The 17451-nt window shown below is 62.2% G+C and carries 14 protein-coding genes and 1 tRNA gene; 7 read left to right on the top strand and 8 right to left on the bottom strand.

Annotated elements, in window-relative coordinates; translation table 11 throughout:
• Window positions 1-246: 246 nt before the first annotated feature.
• The 4 genes from HYH07_RS11095 (at window position 247) to HYH07_RS11080 (ending at window position 6620) form a co-directional block, all read left to right on the top strand.
• Entirely contained in the window at window positions 247-1125 is an 879-nt protein-coding gene (locus HYH07_RS11095) for a hypothetical protein (RefSeq protein ID WP_220002533.1), read from the top strand.
• Window positions 1126-1202: 77 nt separating this feature from the next.
• Window positions 1203-3245: a hypothetical protein gene (locus HYH07_RS11090; RefSeq protein ID WP_220002532.1), complete on the top strand. Its 2043-nt coding sequence runs from the start codon at window positions 1203-1205 to the stop codon at window positions 3243-3245.
• 60 nt (window positions 3246-3305) lie between these two features.
• Complete coding sequence (locus tag HYH07_RS11085) at window positions 3306-5390, top strand: hypothetical protein (protein WP_220002531.1); 2085 nt, start codon at window positions 3306-3308, stop codon at window positions 5388-5390.
• A 57-nt stretch (window positions 5391-5447) separates the two neighbouring features.
• Window positions 5448-6620 (top strand): hypothetical protein, encoded by a 1173-nt coding sequence (locus tag HYH07_RS11080; RefSeq protein ID WP_220002530.1) that lies wholly within the window; start codon window positions 5448-5450, stop codon window positions 6618-6620.
• A gap of 18 nt (window positions 6621-6638) precedes the next feature.
• On the opposite strand, the gene HYH07_RS11075 is transcribed toward HYH07_RS11080, so the two are convergent.
• The 3 genes from HYH07_RS11075 to HYH07_RS11065 all read right to left on the bottom strand — a co-directional run bounded on the left by HYH07_RS11075 (window position 6639) and on the right by HYH07_RS11065 (window position 10397).
• On the bottom strand, window positions 6639-7670 hold the full coding sequence (locus tag HYH07_RS11075) for an LLM class flavin-dependent oxidoreductase (protein ID WP_220002529.1): 1032 nt from the start codon (window positions 7668-7670) through the stop codon (window positions 6639-6641).
• Window positions 7671-7764: 94 nt separating this feature from the next.
• Window positions 7765-9822: an ATP-dependent helicase gene (locus HYH07_RS11070; protein ID WP_220002528.1), complete on the bottom strand. Its 2058-nt coding sequence runs from the start codon at window positions 9820-9822 to the stop codon at window positions 7765-7767.
• Window positions 9823-10010: 188 nt separating this feature from the next.
• On the bottom strand, window positions 10011-10397 hold the full coding sequence (locus tag HYH07_RS11065) for a YciI family protein (protein ID WP_057745801.1): 387 nt from the start codon (window positions 10395-10397) through the stop codon (window positions 10011-10013).
• A gap of 205 nt (window positions 10398-10602) precedes the next feature.
• Between HYH07_RS11065 and HYH07_RS11060 the strand changes: the two genes are divergently transcribed.
• Window positions 10603-10788, top strand: a complete 186-nt coding sequence (locus tag HYH07_RS11060) for a hypothetical protein (RefSeq protein WP_220002527.1) — start codon at window positions 10603-10605, stop codon at window positions 10786-10788.
• A gap of 22 nt (window positions 10789-10810) precedes the next feature.
• Here HYH07_RS11060 and HYH07_RS11055 read toward each other — a convergent pair whose 3' ends face one another.
• Window positions 10811-11524, bottom strand: a complete 714-nt coding sequence (locus tag HYH07_RS11055) for an ABC transporter substrate-binding protein (RefSeq protein ID WP_220002526.1) — start codon at window positions 11522-11524, stop codon at window positions 10811-10813.
• Between the two features lie 333 nt (window positions 11525-11857).
• Between HYH07_RS11055 and HYH07_RS11050 the strand changes: the two genes are divergently transcribed.
• On the top strand, window positions 11858-14287 hold the full coding sequence (locus tag HYH07_RS11050; protein WP_220002525.1) for an ATP-binding protein: 2430 nt from the start codon (window positions 11858-11860) through the stop codon (window positions 14285-14287).
• 327 nt (window positions 14288-14614) lie between these two features.
• Window positions 14615-14688, top strand: a tRNA-Gly gene (locus HYH07_RS11045).
• Between the two features lie 20 nt (window positions 14689-14708).
• Here the strand turns inward: HYH07_RS11045 and HYH07_RS11040 are convergent.
• The 4 genes from HYH07_RS11040 to HYH07_RS11025 all read right to left on the bottom strand — a co-directional run bounded on the left by HYH07_RS11040 (window position 14709) and on the right by HYH07_RS11025 (window position 17036).
• On the bottom strand, window positions 14709-14894 hold the full coding sequence (locus HYH07_RS11040) for a hypothetical protein (protein WP_157083481.1): 186 nt from the start codon (window positions 14892-14894) through the stop codon (window positions 14709-14711).
• Between the two features lie 56 nt (window positions 14895-14950).
• The gene (locus HYH07_RS11035) at window positions 14951-15181 is read right to left on the bottom strand and encodes a hypothetical protein (RefSeq protein WP_220002524.1); all 231 of its coding nucleotides are present in this window, start codon (window positions 15179-15181) and stop codon (window positions 14951-14953) included.
• 437 nt (window positions 15182-15618) lie between these two features.
• Window positions 15619-15807, bottom strand: a complete 189-nt coding sequence (locus HYH07_RS11030; protein ID WP_057745930.1) for a hypothetical protein — start codon at window positions 15805-15807, stop codon at window positions 15619-15621.
• Between the two features lie 989 nt (window positions 15808-16796).
• On the bottom strand, window positions 16797-17036 hold the full coding sequence (locus HYH07_RS11025; protein WP_220002523.1) for a hypothetical protein: 240 nt from the start codon (window positions 17034-17036) through the stop codon (window positions 16797-16799).
• Window positions 17037-17451: the final 415 nt, after the last annotated feature.

The following is a 17451-nucleotide window of genomic DNA, read 5'->3' as shown; positions in this document are numbered from 1 at the left end:
GTCGCGCGGCAGACTCTCCACCCACTTCCGTCGGAGCCGGCGATCGCCTCAGTGATTTTCAAATTTCGATCTGAGGTAGCTATCGTCTCGATCTGCTCGCATGTTGATCACCGGCTGCAATGCGACATTCATTACACTGGAAATAGTGGGACATGTGTGAGCTAGCCGACACTCATTGATCTCCGGCGCTACTAGCATTCCAAACGGTCAACACGCGGAGTGAAGATACGAGAGAGGTGATCAGTTATGCCAACCAGAGAGCAGCTCGCCCACATTAGCCCCGTCGATGGCGACGGCGCATCTATCGTTCAGAACGACGACGGCTCGGTCACGACATCCTGGCCTGACGGTACCGTCCGCGTCGACGAATCCGACGGAAGGGTCATGGTCACTTTCCCTGACTTCGCGGTTCTCAATATCGAGACCGACGGAACCATGACCCTCAATGACGTGAATGGCAATCCGCTGGACGTTACTACGGGAGAGTCGCTGTCCGGCTCATCCAATGATCCTCCCACACCACCGCCGACGACAGTCGAAGAGCTCAGCGAAGTCCTCGAGGGGGTGAGTTCAATTCGCGACCTGGCAGCAGCCAAAGGCATTCTGCGCGCATTCGGGGTTGCCGCCGTGGTCGACAAGCAATATGGCGCGCTGTTCGAGCTTGCGTCCGCTTTCGGCGAGTCGCTCAAGGGCGAACTGTCGCCAGCCAGCTGGTTCCTCCAGCCGGTGAAGATGCTGCTCGCGGTGATCAAAGCTCTCCAGACGGAAGAGCGCGGAGCCGCCATGCGGTCATGGTGCTACACCGTGGCCTATGACGCGATGGCCATGGGAGTCCCTCCGGAGCCGAATTTTTCGGGCAGCCTCCAGGGCGCCGACCAGGACGCGTTGGACAAGCAGTGGTGGGATGACGCCCGCAAGCAGGCCCAGGACCAGCTCGCTGACGGGCAGGCCGGGATCGCTCTCCGCAACCGGGTGACGCTGCTGATTGCCAAATGCAGCGGAGATCCCGCGACCGCGGTCACCGAATTGTGGGCAGCAGCGTGCAGGCAATCGGGTGACGACGGCAACGCCGGACTGCTCGCCGCTTATCCAAATCTGTCCTGGCCGCAGCCGACCGGCGCCTGACCGGATTGCCGTGCAGTAAATGCCGAGCCCTCACGCTCGCACTTTTTTCGCAGACTCATATTTCATAGGAGCTTGATATGGCCGATTTTATTTCCGGCGTCGGACCGCTGTTTGGCCCCGATTTCGTTGTGGTCACTGTCAACGATGAGACGGGAACGAGATTCGATGTGCAGGTCTATCCTGATGCGCACAATCCCGAGCTGAGGCGAGCCGGGTTGCCCACCCAATACTACTTCCAGCCTGCCCAGGTCTTCCTGGCGCGCAAGCAGAGCTCGCCGCAAGACTTTGATTTCGAGATGACTCTCTTCAAAGGTCTGGGTTCGGAGGAAGCCAACATAACCCCTGAGGAGCTCGCCGGCGCCTCAACCGAGATCGGCGGTGGCTTCTGCACGTTCTCCACCACGTTCGCGATCCCGCCGAGCGTGATCGAAGGTGTCATCGCCAAACTCAAGAGCCGCGAGCACCCCGCGCCGATCCCGCGGTTGGGTCCCTTTTTCAATCATCAATCGGGTGACCCCGACCCCGGGCTGGGCATCGTGCCCATCACCAACAGCACCGTGGTGTGCGCGGTGCAAGACCCCAGCGTCACCGGCGGCAAGATCCTGATGACCGCTCAGTACAGCCAGAAGGGCAGCATCGAGCAACACGGCATAAGCACGTTTCTCATCTCCTGCAATCTGTTCGCCGCGGGTGAGATCGCCTCAGCGCTCAAGGCGGGCGCCTCGCCGCCATTCACCGTCACCAACGTCCTCAAGGAGTCGTTCTATGTCAACGCCGTGACGGTCGAGGTCAATGTCGACGTCGACAAGGTCTATGACTCGTTCTCCTTCGCGGTCGAGGCGGGCGGCTTCCTCGGCATCGACGAAATTTCCGCCAGCGCGGCCTGGTCCTCGTGCCTCACCTCAGGAGGTGTCACAACGCACATTACCCAGAACGGATCCGTTCTCGATGCCTCCACGGCGAAGTGGGTCAACGAGAATGTCGACGCCATGAAGAAGACCGCGATGGATCTGGTCAAGCAGGAGATCTTCGACTGGGACCCGTCCAAGGCCGACTCCAAGGCCACGACGTCGGGGCGCGGCTGGTTCAGCGAAGTCTTCGGCGGTGCTGCGGTGTCACTGAAGTCCGATCATGAGCGACGTGGTGTGCATTTCCAACAGACGCTGATCCTCGACGAGACCATCTCGGTCGAAACCGCAGTGACCGGAGACCTCAACGACCTGCTGCCGGCGGTGCGGGCCAACCTCAACAAGTACCTGTTCGTCATCGATATCGGCGAATTCTTCAAGAAAGTTCAGGTGGTCGGCACCTGCGCGGTGAACTTTGGCGAAAAGCTGCCAGATGGTACCGACCTGCGGGACCCGCTCGTCGCTGTTGAGCTCGAGGCCGGTTATCCCGACTTTTCCAGTCCGGTCGAGAACGGGCAAGTCAATCTGCGGATGCTGAACCAGGGCCAGCACTATGTTCAGGGACAAAGCGTCCCCAAGGGGCCTGTTTCGCCAGCGATCTGGAAGGCTGAGAACAGCAGCGATTTCGTGAACTATTCTTTCCTGCGTCTGGACAATCCGGTGCAAGGTTGGCCGAAGGACCAGATCAAACTGCGTCGCAAACTTGTCTTCGACGGACTTGACCCCCGGGTGAACCTTTCCCGGGCGATCGCCCCGCACGATCCGGCCATAGCCGAGATCCAAGAGCTCACCACCGATCATGGACCGATTCTCACCGCTGCGGCCGTCGGATATGTGTTCGTCCGGTTTGCGGTCACGCCGCTCAAGCTTCCGCCGAACGTAAGCGTAACGATCACACCGAAGATCGGCAACGATACCTACCCGGAGATCGTGGTGACGAAGGCGAATGTGACCAACGCCATCTGGGAGGTGTTCTCGGACAAATACATCGAGGAGACCAAATTTACGTATACGATGACGGTCGAGGTCGATGGTCCCAATTTCACCGATGACCCGGTGATCTACTCGACGCCCGAGCCGGTTTCGGTGGCGATCCCACAAGGACACATCAAGTACTTCCCGCAGCTGAAGACGCCGTTGCCGAGCGCGCCCGCTGACAAGAAGGCCCTTATCGACGCCTATGTGAAAGCGGCCCAAACCACACCTGCGTGACGGGTTCTGCCCCGTGCATGGCGCGTCGTGCCTGCGCTGTCGTCAGCTTGGGAGGATGCCGTGGAAGAAGAGATCAACATAGCCTTCGACATGTTCCTGGCCGCAAGGCAGGCGCCATGGATCGTAAGGCGCAACGGCATCGCCCTAGCTGATGCAGGTGGCATAAAACTGCCGGCGGGAGCATTGGATCTGCCGCGGCTGGACGAGGTGTTTCCGGCTCATCTGCTGTCGGCGGACAGGCAGAGAGGCTGGTTCTTGCCGGATTTCATGCTGGTCGATGCGGACCCGGCGTTTCGCTTCGATGTGGTTCAGCAAGCAGGCGAGGTCACCCCCGATGGCAAGCCGGTCAATCAGGCGACGCTCGCACTGTCGTTCCGGACGGAAATTCCCGCCAACGTCAAACATGTGCTGACGACCCCGGACGCCCCGGCGAGCGTGACGATCGTGCCCGACCCGCATCCCGTCGCGACTCTGTCGGTACCGGTCACGGCTCAGGATGGCTCGGTGCACCCGCTGACAACGCAAGGCACCGTGACGCCTCAATCCGACGGCACTTACCTCGCGACATTTGCTCTGTCGCAGGGCGCCGTAGAGGCGGCGTACGAGCGGCTGACCGATCTCGGCGGCGCGACGCTCGAACTGTCTTTGACCTACAGCGCCTGGCAAACGGTGTTCGCCTTCATTCCCGACGTCGGGTTTCCGCATCCGACCCCATTGTTCCACGGCTGGCACTTCCAGGCATTCGGCGACGGAACCTCGCCAGTGATCGAGCAGCTCAATGTCTTCCCCGGCGGCTATCATTTTTTTCCGGTGACGGTGAGCTATCCTCCATCCCCGCCAGCGCGGTCACTGCCGCTGGGTCTGTCCTTCGCGACCGATGCCTATCGCACACGGTTCAGGATCACGACGCGAGACGGCCACACAAGGCCCATCATCGATGCCGGGGATCTCAGCGAATTTGCCACCGTCCGTTCGGAATATCGCGAGCTCACCTCGCTGGGAGATGTCCAGGCGCAATATCCGTCGCTTCGGCGGCTCTATTTGGGCCAGGTCAGCGGCACCGTCGTCGCGCTGCCGATGAACTACGGTATCGTGCACGGAGCCTCGGGCCTTGCCGCCAAATGCGATTCCATCATCGATCCATCCAGCAATCTCACCGGCAGCCGCTTCCACTTCACCTTCACCGTTGCTCCGGTGGTGGACCCAATTGATTTGGCCAGGCTCGCGGTCGCGCTGCCGGGTGCGCCCGAGGCTGCAGGGCGCGGCTTGCGGTTGACTTTGCCGGATGGACTGGACCCGCGCCATCCGTCAATGCTCAATGGATTTCCTTCGGCGACAGCAGCGTTCGCGGACGGAATCACGCCGCACACCGTTAGAGTCTCGGTCGACATCGCCGATGACCATGCCACACCTGCACTCACGAATGTCAGCCTCTTCCTGGCTGAACTCGAAACGGCCGGGGAGGCACCCCTGTTCGCGAACATTGCCGTACGTCTCGATGATTTTTTCGGCCAGCCGGTTCAGACCCAGGCGACGCTGAACCTGCACGAGACTGCCGGGTCCGACGATCTCAGCTCCGTTATCATGCCCGGATCGCCGCCCACTGCAGTGGTCACCAACAAGGGTCCGTTCGATCTAACCCTGCAGCGATTTGCGCTGTTACCCCAGCTTGGTGTCACCGCACTCAACGACAAGGTCCTTGCGGCGGGCCAGTCGACCACGTTGAGCGCAGACGCAACTGGCGCCACCTCCGTCGCCGTCGTCCGCTCCCTCGTCGTGCCCAATCCGATTCCCAGGAAGGTGATGCTCGAGTTCGTCAAGTTCAATACTCAAACCGTGCAGCAGGTCCAGCATCCCCTCACTGTTCACGCGGCGGTCAACTTCGCCGCAGCCGGGATCACCGCCATCGACGTGGCGTTCAGCCTTGCCGAAGCGCCTGCTCTGCCTGTGCCCCGGCTGACCCTGACTGCCTCGCATACGATAGACTTCGTCAACGTGCTGATCCCTGTCGACTCCGCAATCACTGGCCTCGAGACGACAGTCACTCTGGATATCACCACGCCCAGCGGCCGACGCAGCGTCACCGTCACCCACGATTTCGTCGACGAGCCCACCCTGACCATCACCAACAATACGATCGCGTGAGGCGATCCCGACTGTGTTGCGCCAAACCCGGCGTGCTCGAGATAAAGGAGGCAGATCATGGCGGACGACGTTCTTCCGGCTGGCCCGATTTTCGGTCCCGACTTCGTTGCGATCAGCGTCGAGGATGGCCGTGGAACCGGGCTCGATGTTCCGATCTATCCAGACGCCAACAATGTTCAGCTGAGGGACGCGGGCCTGAGCGCCATATTCTATTTTCAGCCAGCAAGGGTCTTCCTGGCCACTCGACCAAGCTCGGGTCGTCCTGACTTCTCCATGAGAGCCATGGTCAAGCGCGGCAGCGGTGCCGGTGCTCCTCAGGTCGAATTCGTTGGTGGATCATGCACTTTCAGCACGACTTTCGCGCTTGGTGACGCGATGCTCAATTCGATTCTGGCAGAGCTCATGTCGCATCGTCATGTGCCGCCGCCCGACAGGATTGCTGCGCTATTCAACCATGAGAGCGCCGACCCCGCTCCGGAGCTGCGCATGGTCCCCATTTTGCACAACACCGTCTCATGCACGGTCCCGCGGCCTGCGTCCGGTCAGGCCTTCCTGACTGTTCAACCCAGCCAGATCGGAAGTATCGAAATGCACGCGCGCACCACCTTTCTGGTGTCTTGCAACGCGGCTGCTACGGAAGAAATTGTCGGCAATCTCAGGAACGGATCGTCGCCACCGTTTGTCGTGACCAATACGCTCACCCAACAATTCAGCACAGGCGGAGCAGCGCCGGCAGTCGAGATCGTTCTTGATGCGGCAAAGCTTTATGATGCGTTCGCGTCTGCTCTGCCGCAGGGCGATTCGCGCGCGATAGCAGGGGCAATCCCAAATACGGCTTATAGCGCGGGCCTCGGCAATGGTGCGATCGTCACTCACATCACCGAAGGCGACAGCCGAAGCGTGGACCCGAGCTTGAAAGCCTGGATCGAATTGAGCAACCCCGTCAAGAGCGCCGCGATCGCCGCAGCAAAGGAGCAACTGTTCGAGATCGGCCCTGAGGTGCCGACTCCAGCCGATTCTGGTTGGTGGAGCGACGTGTTCGGAGGGGCCACGGCCTCGTTGAAGCCAACGCGTCCCGCGGCGGGAACGACCATCGCACCGACCGTTGCGCTCAGTGGTCCCATTTCCACCGAACAGACCGTTGTGGGCCAGTTCGACTCGCTGGCCCCCGCGGCGAAGGCCAGCATCGATAACTATCTCACGGTCATCGATATGGGCGAGTTCGCGTGATCCGTGGTCCGGGCTGCACTAGCCAATCATCTCCCTGACCATCGGCACCACCTTGCGCCCGTAAAGCTCGATGCTTCGCATCAGCTTCTCGTGCGGCAGCGGTCCCGCCGAGTACTTCAACTGAAACCGCGCAAGGCCGAGTGTCTTCGCCGTCTTCGCGATCTTGCGCGCCACGGTTTCCGGCGAGCCGACATAGAGCGAGCCGTGCTCGGCCTCGCTGATGAACTCGTCGCTAGACATCGGCGGCCAGCCGCGCTCGCGGCCGATGCGGTCGCGCATGGCCTTGTAGTCGGGCCAGAGCTCCCCGCGCGCCTGCTCGTCGGTTTCGGCGACGTAGCCGGGCGAATGGACGCCGATCGGCTGCGCCGGGCGGCCGAATTCCTTGAAGGCACGGTGATAGAGATCGACATAGGGCACGAAGCGCTCGGGATCGCCGCCGATGATGGCGAGCATCAGGGGCAGATCGTAATGCGCGGCGCGCACCACCGATTTCGGACTGCCGCCGACGCCGATCCAGGTCTTGAGCTGGCCGTTTTCGACCGGCGGATAGACCAGCTGCTCCTTCAATGGCGGACGCAGCTTGCCCTGCCATGTCACCGGCTGCTGCGACAGCAGGGCTGCGAACAGATCGAGCTTCTCCTCGAACAGCTCTTCGTATTCGCGCAGGTCGAAGCCGAACAGTGGGAAGGACTCGGTGAACGAGCCGCGGCCGAGGATGACCTCGGCGCGTCCGCTCGAAAGTGCATCGAGCGTCGCAAAGCGCTGGAATACGCGGATGGGATCGTCCGAGCTCAGCACCGTCACGGCCGAGCCGAGATGGATTCGCCTGGTGCGCGAGGCGATCGCGGCGAGGACAGTTTCGGGCGACGAGATCGCAAAATCAGAACGGTGGTGTTCGCCGAGACCGATGAAGTCGAGGCCGAGCTCGTCGGCCAGCACCGCCTCGTCGACGACGTTGCGGATCACCTGCGCATGGGGAAGCAGGGCGCCGGAGGCATCCTTGGTGACGTCGCCAAAGGTATCCAGTCCGAATTCGAGCGGTGCGGTCATTGATCAGGTCTCTGCGGGGAATACCGGACACTTAAGTGCCGGGCGTCGTACCACAAGCGCGCTTTCGGAAATGCTCGGTTTCCGTTTGGTCGGTCTACCGCCACATCCCCCGCATCCGCGCCCCGATGTCGATCTTCGGCCCCTGTGCCGTGGTGCGCGCTGCGCCGGCAGCCACTTTTGGCCAGGCGGCGCGCTCGAACAGATAGACCAGCTGCTCCGGGATGAAGCGGGTGCGCGAGGCATAGACGTGGCGGTCGCCCTTGGCGGCCTGGCCGTGCACGAAGAAGCGCTGCGGCACCACGAGATGCAGGTCGTCCTTGGCGCGCGTCATCGCGACATAGAGCAGGCGGCGCTCCTCCTCCAGCTCGGCAGAGGTGCCGGCGCCGAGATCGGAGGGCATGCAGCCATCGACGACGTTGAGCACGAACACGGACTTCCACTCCTGGCCCTTGGCCGAGTGGATCGTGGAGAGGATCAGATAATCCTCATCGCGCAGGGGCGGCCCGGATTTGTCGCTGGTCGCATCCGGCGGATCGAGCGTGAGCTCGGTGAGAAACTTCTCGCGCGAGGAATAGCCCCTCGCGATCTGCTCGAGCTGCATCAGATCGGCGCGGCGCGTCTCGGAATCCTCATGGATGCGATCGAGATGCGGCTCGTACCACAGACGCACGCGCTCGAGATCCACAGGCCATTCCGAGTAGCGCAAATTCTCGACCGTGCGGACGAAGCTGGTCCAGTCATCGCCGGTGCGCGCCGGCACCGGGAGATGGGCGAGCGCGTGCAGCGGGTCCATACTCTCTGCCATCTGGTCGAGCACGCGCTGCGCGGTCGCGGGGCCGATTCCAGGCAATAAATGCAGGATGCGGAAACCCGCGACGCGATCGCGCGGGTTCTCGGCAAAGCGCAGCAGGGCCAGCACGTCCTTGACATGCGCGGCGTCGAGGAATTTCAGCCCGCCGAACTTCACAAACGGAATGTTGCGGCGGGTCAGCTCGATCTCCAGCGGACCCGAATGCGAGGAGGTGCGGAACAGCACCGCCTGGTGCTTGAGCAGCGCGCCTTGCTCGCGACTGGCCAGCACCTGCTCGACGATGTAGCGGGCCTGGTCCGTCTCGTCATGCACGGTGACGAGCTGCGGCTTCTGCGTGGAGGTGCGGTCGGTCCAGAGGTTCTTGGTGAAGCGCTCGCGGGCGAGGCCGATGACGCCATTGGCCGCCGCCAGCACCGCTTGCGTCGAGCGGTAATTGCGGTCGAGCGTGATCGTCTCGGCGCGCGGCGAGAAGCTCTGCGGAAAGTCCAGGATGTTGCGGACGGTGGCGGCGCGGAATGAATAGATCGACTGCGCATCGTCGCCGACGACGGTGAGCCCGCCTCCATCAGGCTTCAGGGCCAAAAGGATCGAGGATTGCAGGCGGTTGGTGTCCTGATATTCGTCGACCAGCACGTGATCGAAGCGGCCGCCGATCTCTTCTGCAATGAGCGCATCGCTCATCATCTGCGACCAGTAGAGCAGGAGGTCGTCGTAATCGAGCACGTGCTGGGCCTGCTTGGCCTCGACGTAAGCCGCAAACAGCCCCTTCAGCTCGGCGGCCCAGCCCGTGCACCAGGGATAGTGCTGACCGAGCACCTTCTCGATCTCCATCTCGGCATTGACGCAGCGCGAGTAGATCGACAGGCAGGTGCCCTTGGCCGGAAAGCGGCTCTCGGTCTTGGACAGGCCGCGCTCGTGCCGGACCAGGTTCATCAGGTCGGCGGAATCCTCGCGGTCGTGGATGGTGAAGGCGGGATCGACGCCGATGCGCTCGGCATATTCACGCAGGAGACGCGCGCCGATGCCGTGGAAGGTGCCGGCCCAGGTCAGCGCATCGCGCATGATCGCGGCATTGTTCTCACCCAGAACCTTGCGCGCGATGCGCTCGACGCGGCCGGCCATCTCGGCGGCGGCGCGGCGGGAGAACGTCATCAGCAGGATGCGGCGGGGATCGGCGCCGGCGACGATCAGATGCGCGACGCGGTGGGCGAGCGTGTTGGTCTTGCCGGAACCGGCGCCGGCAATGACGAGCAGGGGCGCGCCCACGGTCGCGCCATCGGCCACGCCATGCTCCACGGCGCGGCGCTGCTCCGCATTGAGCGTGTCCAGATATGACGTCACGAATCGCCCCGATGAAGCGGTCAGAATCAACGATCCCCGCGCGAATCGCAATGCGGCTGGACGCGAGTGGCGTGAGGATTTAGGGGAGAGGCCAGCTCGAGTTCCAATCCGAGGGATTGCAGACATGTCCGATCCCGGCCCGCAGGGATACGCCGACGGCCGGCCAAACGTGACGGCGCTCCTGCCCATCATCCCCCAGTTGCTGTCGCGCCGAACCCATCGGCCGGCACGTAGAGCTTGACCGGCCGGATCTCGTAAACTGCACTCGGATTGACCTCACGCAGCTTCCGTGCAGCCGCGATCGCCTCTTCATCCGTGTCGTAGTTGACGAGGTGGAAGCCCAGAAGCTGCTCCTTGGTTTCGGCAAACGGGCCATCCAGCACGATGCCGGCGCCGGGGCCGCGCAAGGTGCGGGCCTTTTTGGTGTCATCGAGACGAGCGGCCGGCCCGAGATGTCCGCTGGCCCGCAAGGGCGCCTGAACCTCGATAACCTTGGCCACGACGGCGGCGTCCTGCTGCGGCGTCCAGGACAACATCTCATCTTCCACGTGATAGGCCAGGATCGCGTAAAGCATTGTTACCTCGCTCGTTCTTGGGTGCGCCGCCGGAAGGATGTAGCACCGCCGCCGATGCCGGCAATAGCGGCGCGCCAATATTGCGTCACGGCGATGCTGACGAAACCATTCTGAAACCCGATTGCCGGTCGGTGGCGTGAACGCCGGCCAAAGGCGGGGCGACTGATGGCCACCAAGAGCAATCAAAGGGCTATCGGAGGCGGCAATGTCGGGTCAGTCCATCAAGATCATCTGCGACGCGCGGCGGGCGGGGAAGTCGGAGCCGGCTGATCTGCACGACCAGGCAGGTCATCACCGCTACTATGGCAGCTCGGTCGAGAACGGCGGCGAGCGCATCGTCGAAACGCGCCGCGGCAAACGCCCGTCCGTCCTCGCCATCTTCGGATTCTGAATCGCGCTTTCAGCCGGCATTGTCAGGGAGCGCTCAGCACCTGCTTGACGAGGGTCTCGCGCAGCGTCGCCAACTCGCCGCTCGCCTCCATCTGCGCAATCACCTGTCCAACCTTCGGCACGAGGTCGCGGTGGCGTTCGTGCAGGTAATGGAAGATGCGGACACGCTCGAGCGGCGGCGAGAGCGGATAGATTCTTGCTTGCAGATTGAGCTTGCGGACCGCGGCCAGCCCGCTGAAGAGGTCGGTGACCATCACGTCGAAACGATCGGCATCGAGCATCGTGATCATGTTCTCGAGGCCAGTGGTTGCCGTGACGCGGTCCATGCCGCGCGTGCCGGCTTCCGACGAGCCGACGCCGCGGACGATGCCGATGCGGTAGTCCCGGATCGAATTCCAACCGTCCACGACGAAATGGAGTTTGGTCGTGAACACGGACGGCTCGATGTAGTTGATCGCGGGCGTTACCTGCAGCAGCGTCGGATAGTCGCGCGACAGCGATCCGATGCGCTGGATTTCGCCGTCGACCTCGCCGGCGCTCGACAGCGCGAGGGCCCGCTTGCCGGGGACGTCGACGAATTCGAGCTTGATGTTCAGCTTGGCGTAGACGGAGCGAAGCATTTCGCCGCCGACATATTGATCCGGGATGTCGGCGATCCGGGCCAGCCGGATCACCGACTGCGCCTGGGCCGAGCCGGCTGCAAACAGCGACAGGCAGACGAGGATGATCCGCCACATGAGTGCCTCTCGGCCGTTTCTTGCTACCCTTGAGTTCTGATACGTGCGTGATCTACCGGAGATGGCGGTTGCGCGAAGGCATAACGCTCACCGCTCGCCCGCCATGGGCGCGAATCCGGGATATCACCGATGACATTCTAGCACGCGAAGTGGTAGTTTGCGCTGGCATCCTGCTGCTGGGCGCAAGATATGACCCCGCCGACCTCAGATCGCCCAAGGGCCGACAGGATTGCTGCGCGCACCGCGTGCTGAGGGAGATCAAAATCGTAAAATCGCGTGCGGCTGCGATCGGCAGGCCGAAGAGGAGTGCCGTCATTTTCCGGGACGGGGTGCATGGGCAACGCAGGTAAAGAGAGTCCGGATCGCAGCCGCGCTGTCGCGCCGGCGGCGGCGAAGCAGGATTTGAGCGGCATCGGAACTGCATTCGCGTCCCCGATGCTCGCGACCTTGTCGTCGCGGGCATTCAACTGGTCGCGCAGCGGTATCGGGCCACGCCTGCTTGCGGCCGTGCTGCTGTTCTCATCGCTCGTTACGCTGACCCTGACTGCGCTCCAGCTCTATCTGGACTACGATCGCGAAGTCGGCATGATCGAGACAAGGCTCGGGGAGATCGGTCGCAGCACCACCGGCAGCCTCGGCGAGAGTCTGTGGAGTCTCGACCAGAACCAGCTCAAGCTTCAGCTCGAAGGAATCCTGCGCCTGCCGGGTCTGCGCGCCGCCGAGGTCCGCGAGATCGCCGATCGGCCCAATCCTATCAGTGTCGCCGTCGGCGAACGAGGTCGCCGCTCGGTCGTCACGCGCGATTATCCCCTGATTTACACGGTTCAAGGGACCGCGCGCCCGATCGGCGTGCTCCATGTCGAGGCGACGCTCAGTGACGTCTATCAGCAATTGCTGAACCGGGCCCTCGTCATCCTGGCAAGTCAGGCGGCAAAGACCTTCCTCGTCTCGCTGTTCATCATCTACATGTTCCACATTCTGGTGACGCGGCACCTGGTCGCGATCGCCGACTTCGTCAGCAAATACAATCTGGCGCGGCCGCCTCCGCCATTGCATCTGGAGCGTCGGCCGCCTTCCGACCCCGACGAGCTGGACAAGGTGGTCGACGCATTCAATGCCATGTGCAGCAACCTCGGGCATGCCTATGACGAGCTGCGCGAGGCCAATGCGAATCTCGATCGTGACCTGAAGATCCGCAAGCGCGCCGAAGAGGATGCGCGCGCGAGCGAGCAGCGCTTTCGCGACTATGCCGAGATTGCCTCCGACTGGTTCTGGGAAACCGGACCGGATCATGTCTTCACCTACATCTCTGAGCGGGCCGGTGCTTTCGGAACGGACCACCGGGCCATGATCGGCAAGCGCCGTCCGGATGCCGCCTTCGACCAGAACGCCGAATTGGAGAAATGGCGCGACCACATGGCGATGCTGGATCGTCACGAGCCGTTCCGGAAGTTCGAATATCGCGGCCGCGATGCGGCCGGTCGTCCGCACTATTTCAGCGTCAACGGCCAGCCTGTGTTTGGCGACGACGGACGTTTCATGGGCTATCGCGGCTCGGCCACCGATATCACCGCACAGCGCGAGGCCGAGGAGCGGCTTCGCCAGTCCCAGAAGATGGACGCGATCGGTCAGCTGACCGGGGGCGTCGCGCACGATTTCAACAACGTGCTGACGGTCATCACCGGGACCATCGAGATCATCCAGGAAGGGCTCGCGGACAAGCCCGAGCTCGCCGCGATCGCCCAGCTCATCGACGACGCGGCCTCGCGCGGTGCCGAGATCACCTCGCAGCTCCTGACCTTCGCGCGGCGTCAGCCGCTGGAGCCGCGAGAGATCGATATCAACGCTCTCGTCGCCGAGACGGCGAAGCTGTTGCGGCCGACTCTCGGCGAGCATGTCGAGATCGTGATGCATCTCGACGACGATGCGTGGCCGGCCATGGCCGATCCGTCGCAGCTTTCGTCGGCGATCGTCAATCTCGCCGTCAACGCGCGCGATGCGATGCCGGATGGCGGCAGGCTCACGCTCGAGACCGCGAACCGGGAATTCAACGGCACCGACAATGATGACGGCGAAGCCGGCGCTTACGTCATGATCGCGGTGGCCGACACCGGGCACGGCATTCCTGCCGAGATTCGCGAGCGCGTGTTCGAGCCGTTCTTCACCACCAAGGGCGTCGGTCGCGGCACCGGACTTGGGCTGAGCATGGTCTACGGCTTCGCCAAGCAGACCGGTGGCACCGTTACGATCGAGAGCGAGGAGGGGCGCGGCACGGTGATGAGGCTGTTCCTGCCGCGATCGGCGGGCGATGCGGCGGCGAGGACGGGGCCGACGCCGACGCCGGCGCCGACGCGTGGACACGAGACCATTCTCGTGGTCGAGGATGATCCGCTGGTGCAAGGCTACGTCATCGCCCAGCTCGGCAGCCTCGGCTATCGCACGCTGACGGCCAGCGATGGCGCAACCGCGCTGGCGTTGGTCGAACGGGGCGCGAACTTCGATCTTCTGTTTACGGACATCATCATGCCCGGCGGCATCAACGGCCGGGAATTGGCGGATGCAATCCAGCTGCGCCGGCCGAACGTGCGGGTGCTCTACACCTCCGGCTATACCGACAACGCGATCGTCCACGGGGGGCAGCTCGATCCCGGCGTGGCGCTGCTGCGCAAGCCCTACCGCAAGGCCGACCTGTCGCGGAAGATCCGGGAGGTGCTCGGGGGCGAGCGCTCCGAGAAGGGCGCGACATCCGCGAAAATGGCCTGACCCAAGACCTGAACCCAAGATAAAGGCGCGGCGGGGAGATCCCCGTCGCGCCCGATTTCTTGCTCGCTGGTCCAGGGCCGAGAGCGCCCCGATGCCAAGCCCAACCTAGAACTTAGCGGGCGATCCCAGCGAGGTGACAGCGCTCGGTAAAAGACACTGGATCACCTCCTTTCGTTGATTGCGGGAGCCCTCAATATAGGCTGGAAGGCCTTACCTGTTAAGGGGCGGCGGTGCGGAACCGGCCCCTGTGCGCAGGGGCGGAAAGCCGGCGAAAGCGATCCCGGGGCAGTTGAGACCGCCGCCGGGCCGTGTTAGGGAGCGACTTACGCGGGTGTAGCTCAATGGTAGAGCAGCAGCCTTCCAAGCTGAATACGAGGGTTCGATTCCCTTCACCCGCTCCAACGCTTAGCCGGATTATGGCCTAGAGTTTTACAGCCGGTTTTACAGTTTTTGTTCCGGCCTCGTTCATTTGCTCAATCAGCGCCTTGGTCAAGGCCGTGCGGTTGACGTACCGCCGAATGATTTTTTCAACGCTCTCTTCGTCCCAAGCCATGATCTCGGCGATCGATCGAATCGGGATGCCGGCGACATCAAGCAGGCCACGCATGGTTCGGATGACCATCCCCTGAAGATCGGAGACATCGAAAGCCGAGCGGAGGCGAGCTATTCTACTTTTCTGATTTTCTTTTCGAGGTGCCCGTTTTTTTGGTCGTGAACCAGCTGGCTTAGCGATGTCTCATTGAGATGATGGAGCACTTCAGCCAACTTTGCTGTCTCCGGGTGGCCGGCGGCAAAGGTGTTGCCGTAAATCTTGCGCAGTGTGCGAATGAGGGTGTTGCCGTGCTTCTTGCTGATCTCACCGTTCTTGTCACGGTGGCGGTCGTCGATGGACATCGCGCCCTCCCTTATATTTTGTGCTTGCTCGGGCAGCCTAACGTCATTAGGTCGGCGGCATCAACCCTAATGGTCCCGCAGACGAGTCGCAGAGTTACGGCAAAGAAATTGCCGTAGTCTCGCTCCTCTCAACCAAGGGTCGAGCGTTAGGGCGTTCAGTTCCTCGGTGCGGCGCGCCAGCCGTATTCCTGATGCGGAATCGTGGAGGTAATGTCAGCGTCTCTGCTAGCCGACAGTCGCCAGGCTGCCACCCCGTAGCACAAAGTCAGGGTCAGGGCGACGGCAAGCAGAAGCATTGAGACGAACTGGCTCACGCGCGTGAGGCCCGCAAATTTGAGCTGTTGGGAGCGAGCACGGCGGATCGATTCGAACAACACAGACAAGCTGACCTAATCGCGGGATTTCCCCAGCGCAATGAGGCGGCGCGTCTGTTAGGTCTAGGATAAGGAGGCCCGGCCCGCGGCAGTAATGCTGTACTCGACTTCACCTGAAGCTAGCGGGTTGGCCTCGACGAGACCAAGCTCCACCAGTCGAGCGACGATCTCGTGATCGAACAGCGGAGTGCTGATCCACGGCTCAGCGGACAATTGCTTCAGGAAAGCGCGCTCGACCTCAGTCAGATCCATAGTTGCCTTTCTGGAGACAACTCGCGGCATCTCGCTGTCATCCCGCTCCCGAAGTAGCCCGAGCCCTGTCAGGAAGGGCCGAAAGCGCTTATCAGCCCAATCGCGATGGGGACCAGGCCAACGACAGTCCACAGGGCAGGCGAACTGGAGCCGACGCCAGCAACTAAAATCCAGACGCCGAAGCCTACGATGACTGCCGAAATGACGTAGGCGAGAGCTTTTTCCATTGTTCGATCCACAAGCAACAACGGACCGATTGCACTTCTAGGACTCGGCGCGAGCCGAAACGTTCCAACGCGCGCCGAGGGACAAGTCTGAGGGTTGGCGCCAAAACTCTTCACCCGCCGGCTTCGCTTGGCGAGCCTCACCCCGGCACCCCCACCGTTCTCTGGGCTGACCTAACCGGCTGCACAAGGAACGGTAGAGGCCGAACTGAGCGGCCGTTGATGTGGCGCGGCCCGCCGGTTCACGCTCGCGGATATTTGCACTCATTTGTGAACTGCTTCACAGCGTCCCAGCGTTGGAGGGATTGCAGTGCTCCTTTCGGTCTGCGGAGCCGAGGTCTCGATCTACACAGGAGGAGTTATGAAGCTCATTCTTTCAATCTTCATCATCCTTCCGACGAGCGCTTTCGCCAACGATTGTCCCGGATTTTTGAACTACGTGAAGGCCAATTCGCAGCTGAAGGAAGTCAGTAACAGCCAGATTCAGTGCTTTGTGACCAAGCCGCCCAAGCAGCACATTAAGGTATTCACTTTTACATCCGGCAACGTGACCGTCGCTTGCACAAGGTCGGGATCTTATCCTTACCGACAATTGTCCTGCTCCGACGGCGGCCGAACCTTCGGAAGGTCCCTCAACAACTGAGAATGGCAATCGGTCAACCGCGCCGACGTGTATGAATTATCGAGCCCTGAGGCGCCAGGAACGCGCGCGAGCTACTGCGCGTCGTGGGATGTAATTCGGCGTCAGACAGCTCGCCGCTTCCTTTAGTCCAACTGGCGCTTCAGGATTGCGATCGTCGCCAGAAGGTTGTCCCGCCGATTCCGCAGGTTTCGGGCAAGGATAGAGTATGTCGGCTCAGCGACGTCATGGACCCGGGTCCGCGCTTCTTCATGGGCGATGTCGGTTTCCAGCAGTTCGATGCGCCTTTGAAGGTCGGCAACCAACACTTTCATTTTGAGAGCGGTCTTGTCGGTGTGAGTCTCGAAACGGGATGACGTCTCCATCTGTCTGCTCCGGTTTGGCACGGACTGACGATCGCCGCGCGGTCCTGAGCCGTAACCGGCAACATGCGGGCCAACGGCTTCCCATCAAGACGCGAAGATCGTCCTAACCCTTGACGAGCGCGCGGCGGCGGGAGTCCTGGGCGGCATCAGCACGACGTCGACGAGGTCGCGCGCAAAGTAGCGCATCTAGGACGGATCGAAGGAGCTCACTGCGGCCCTTCGCAGCCACTCAGTGCAGCGTAGTTTGAACTGGTGCGTTAGGAAGCCGAAACCGCGCCTTGCAGGAGGAAGCGCAGCGACGTTATCCAGCGCCTCGATCAATTCCGGCAACCAAGCAGCGCTCGTGACGGTGGTGCTCGAAGGTGCGCTGCTGGTCGGTCCCCGGGCCTTCATGCCGGTAACCGAGGCTGAAATG

Source organism: Bradyrhizobium sp. BR 10261 (genome assembly GCF_019455395.1).
Classification (GTDB): Bacteria; Pseudomonadota; Alphaproteobacteria; order Rhizobiales; family Xanthobacteraceae; genus Bradyrhizobium; species Bradyrhizobium manausense.
The sequence above is the reverse complement of the archived record's forward strand: the minus strand, read 5'-3'. Positions and strand labels throughout refer to the sequence as shown.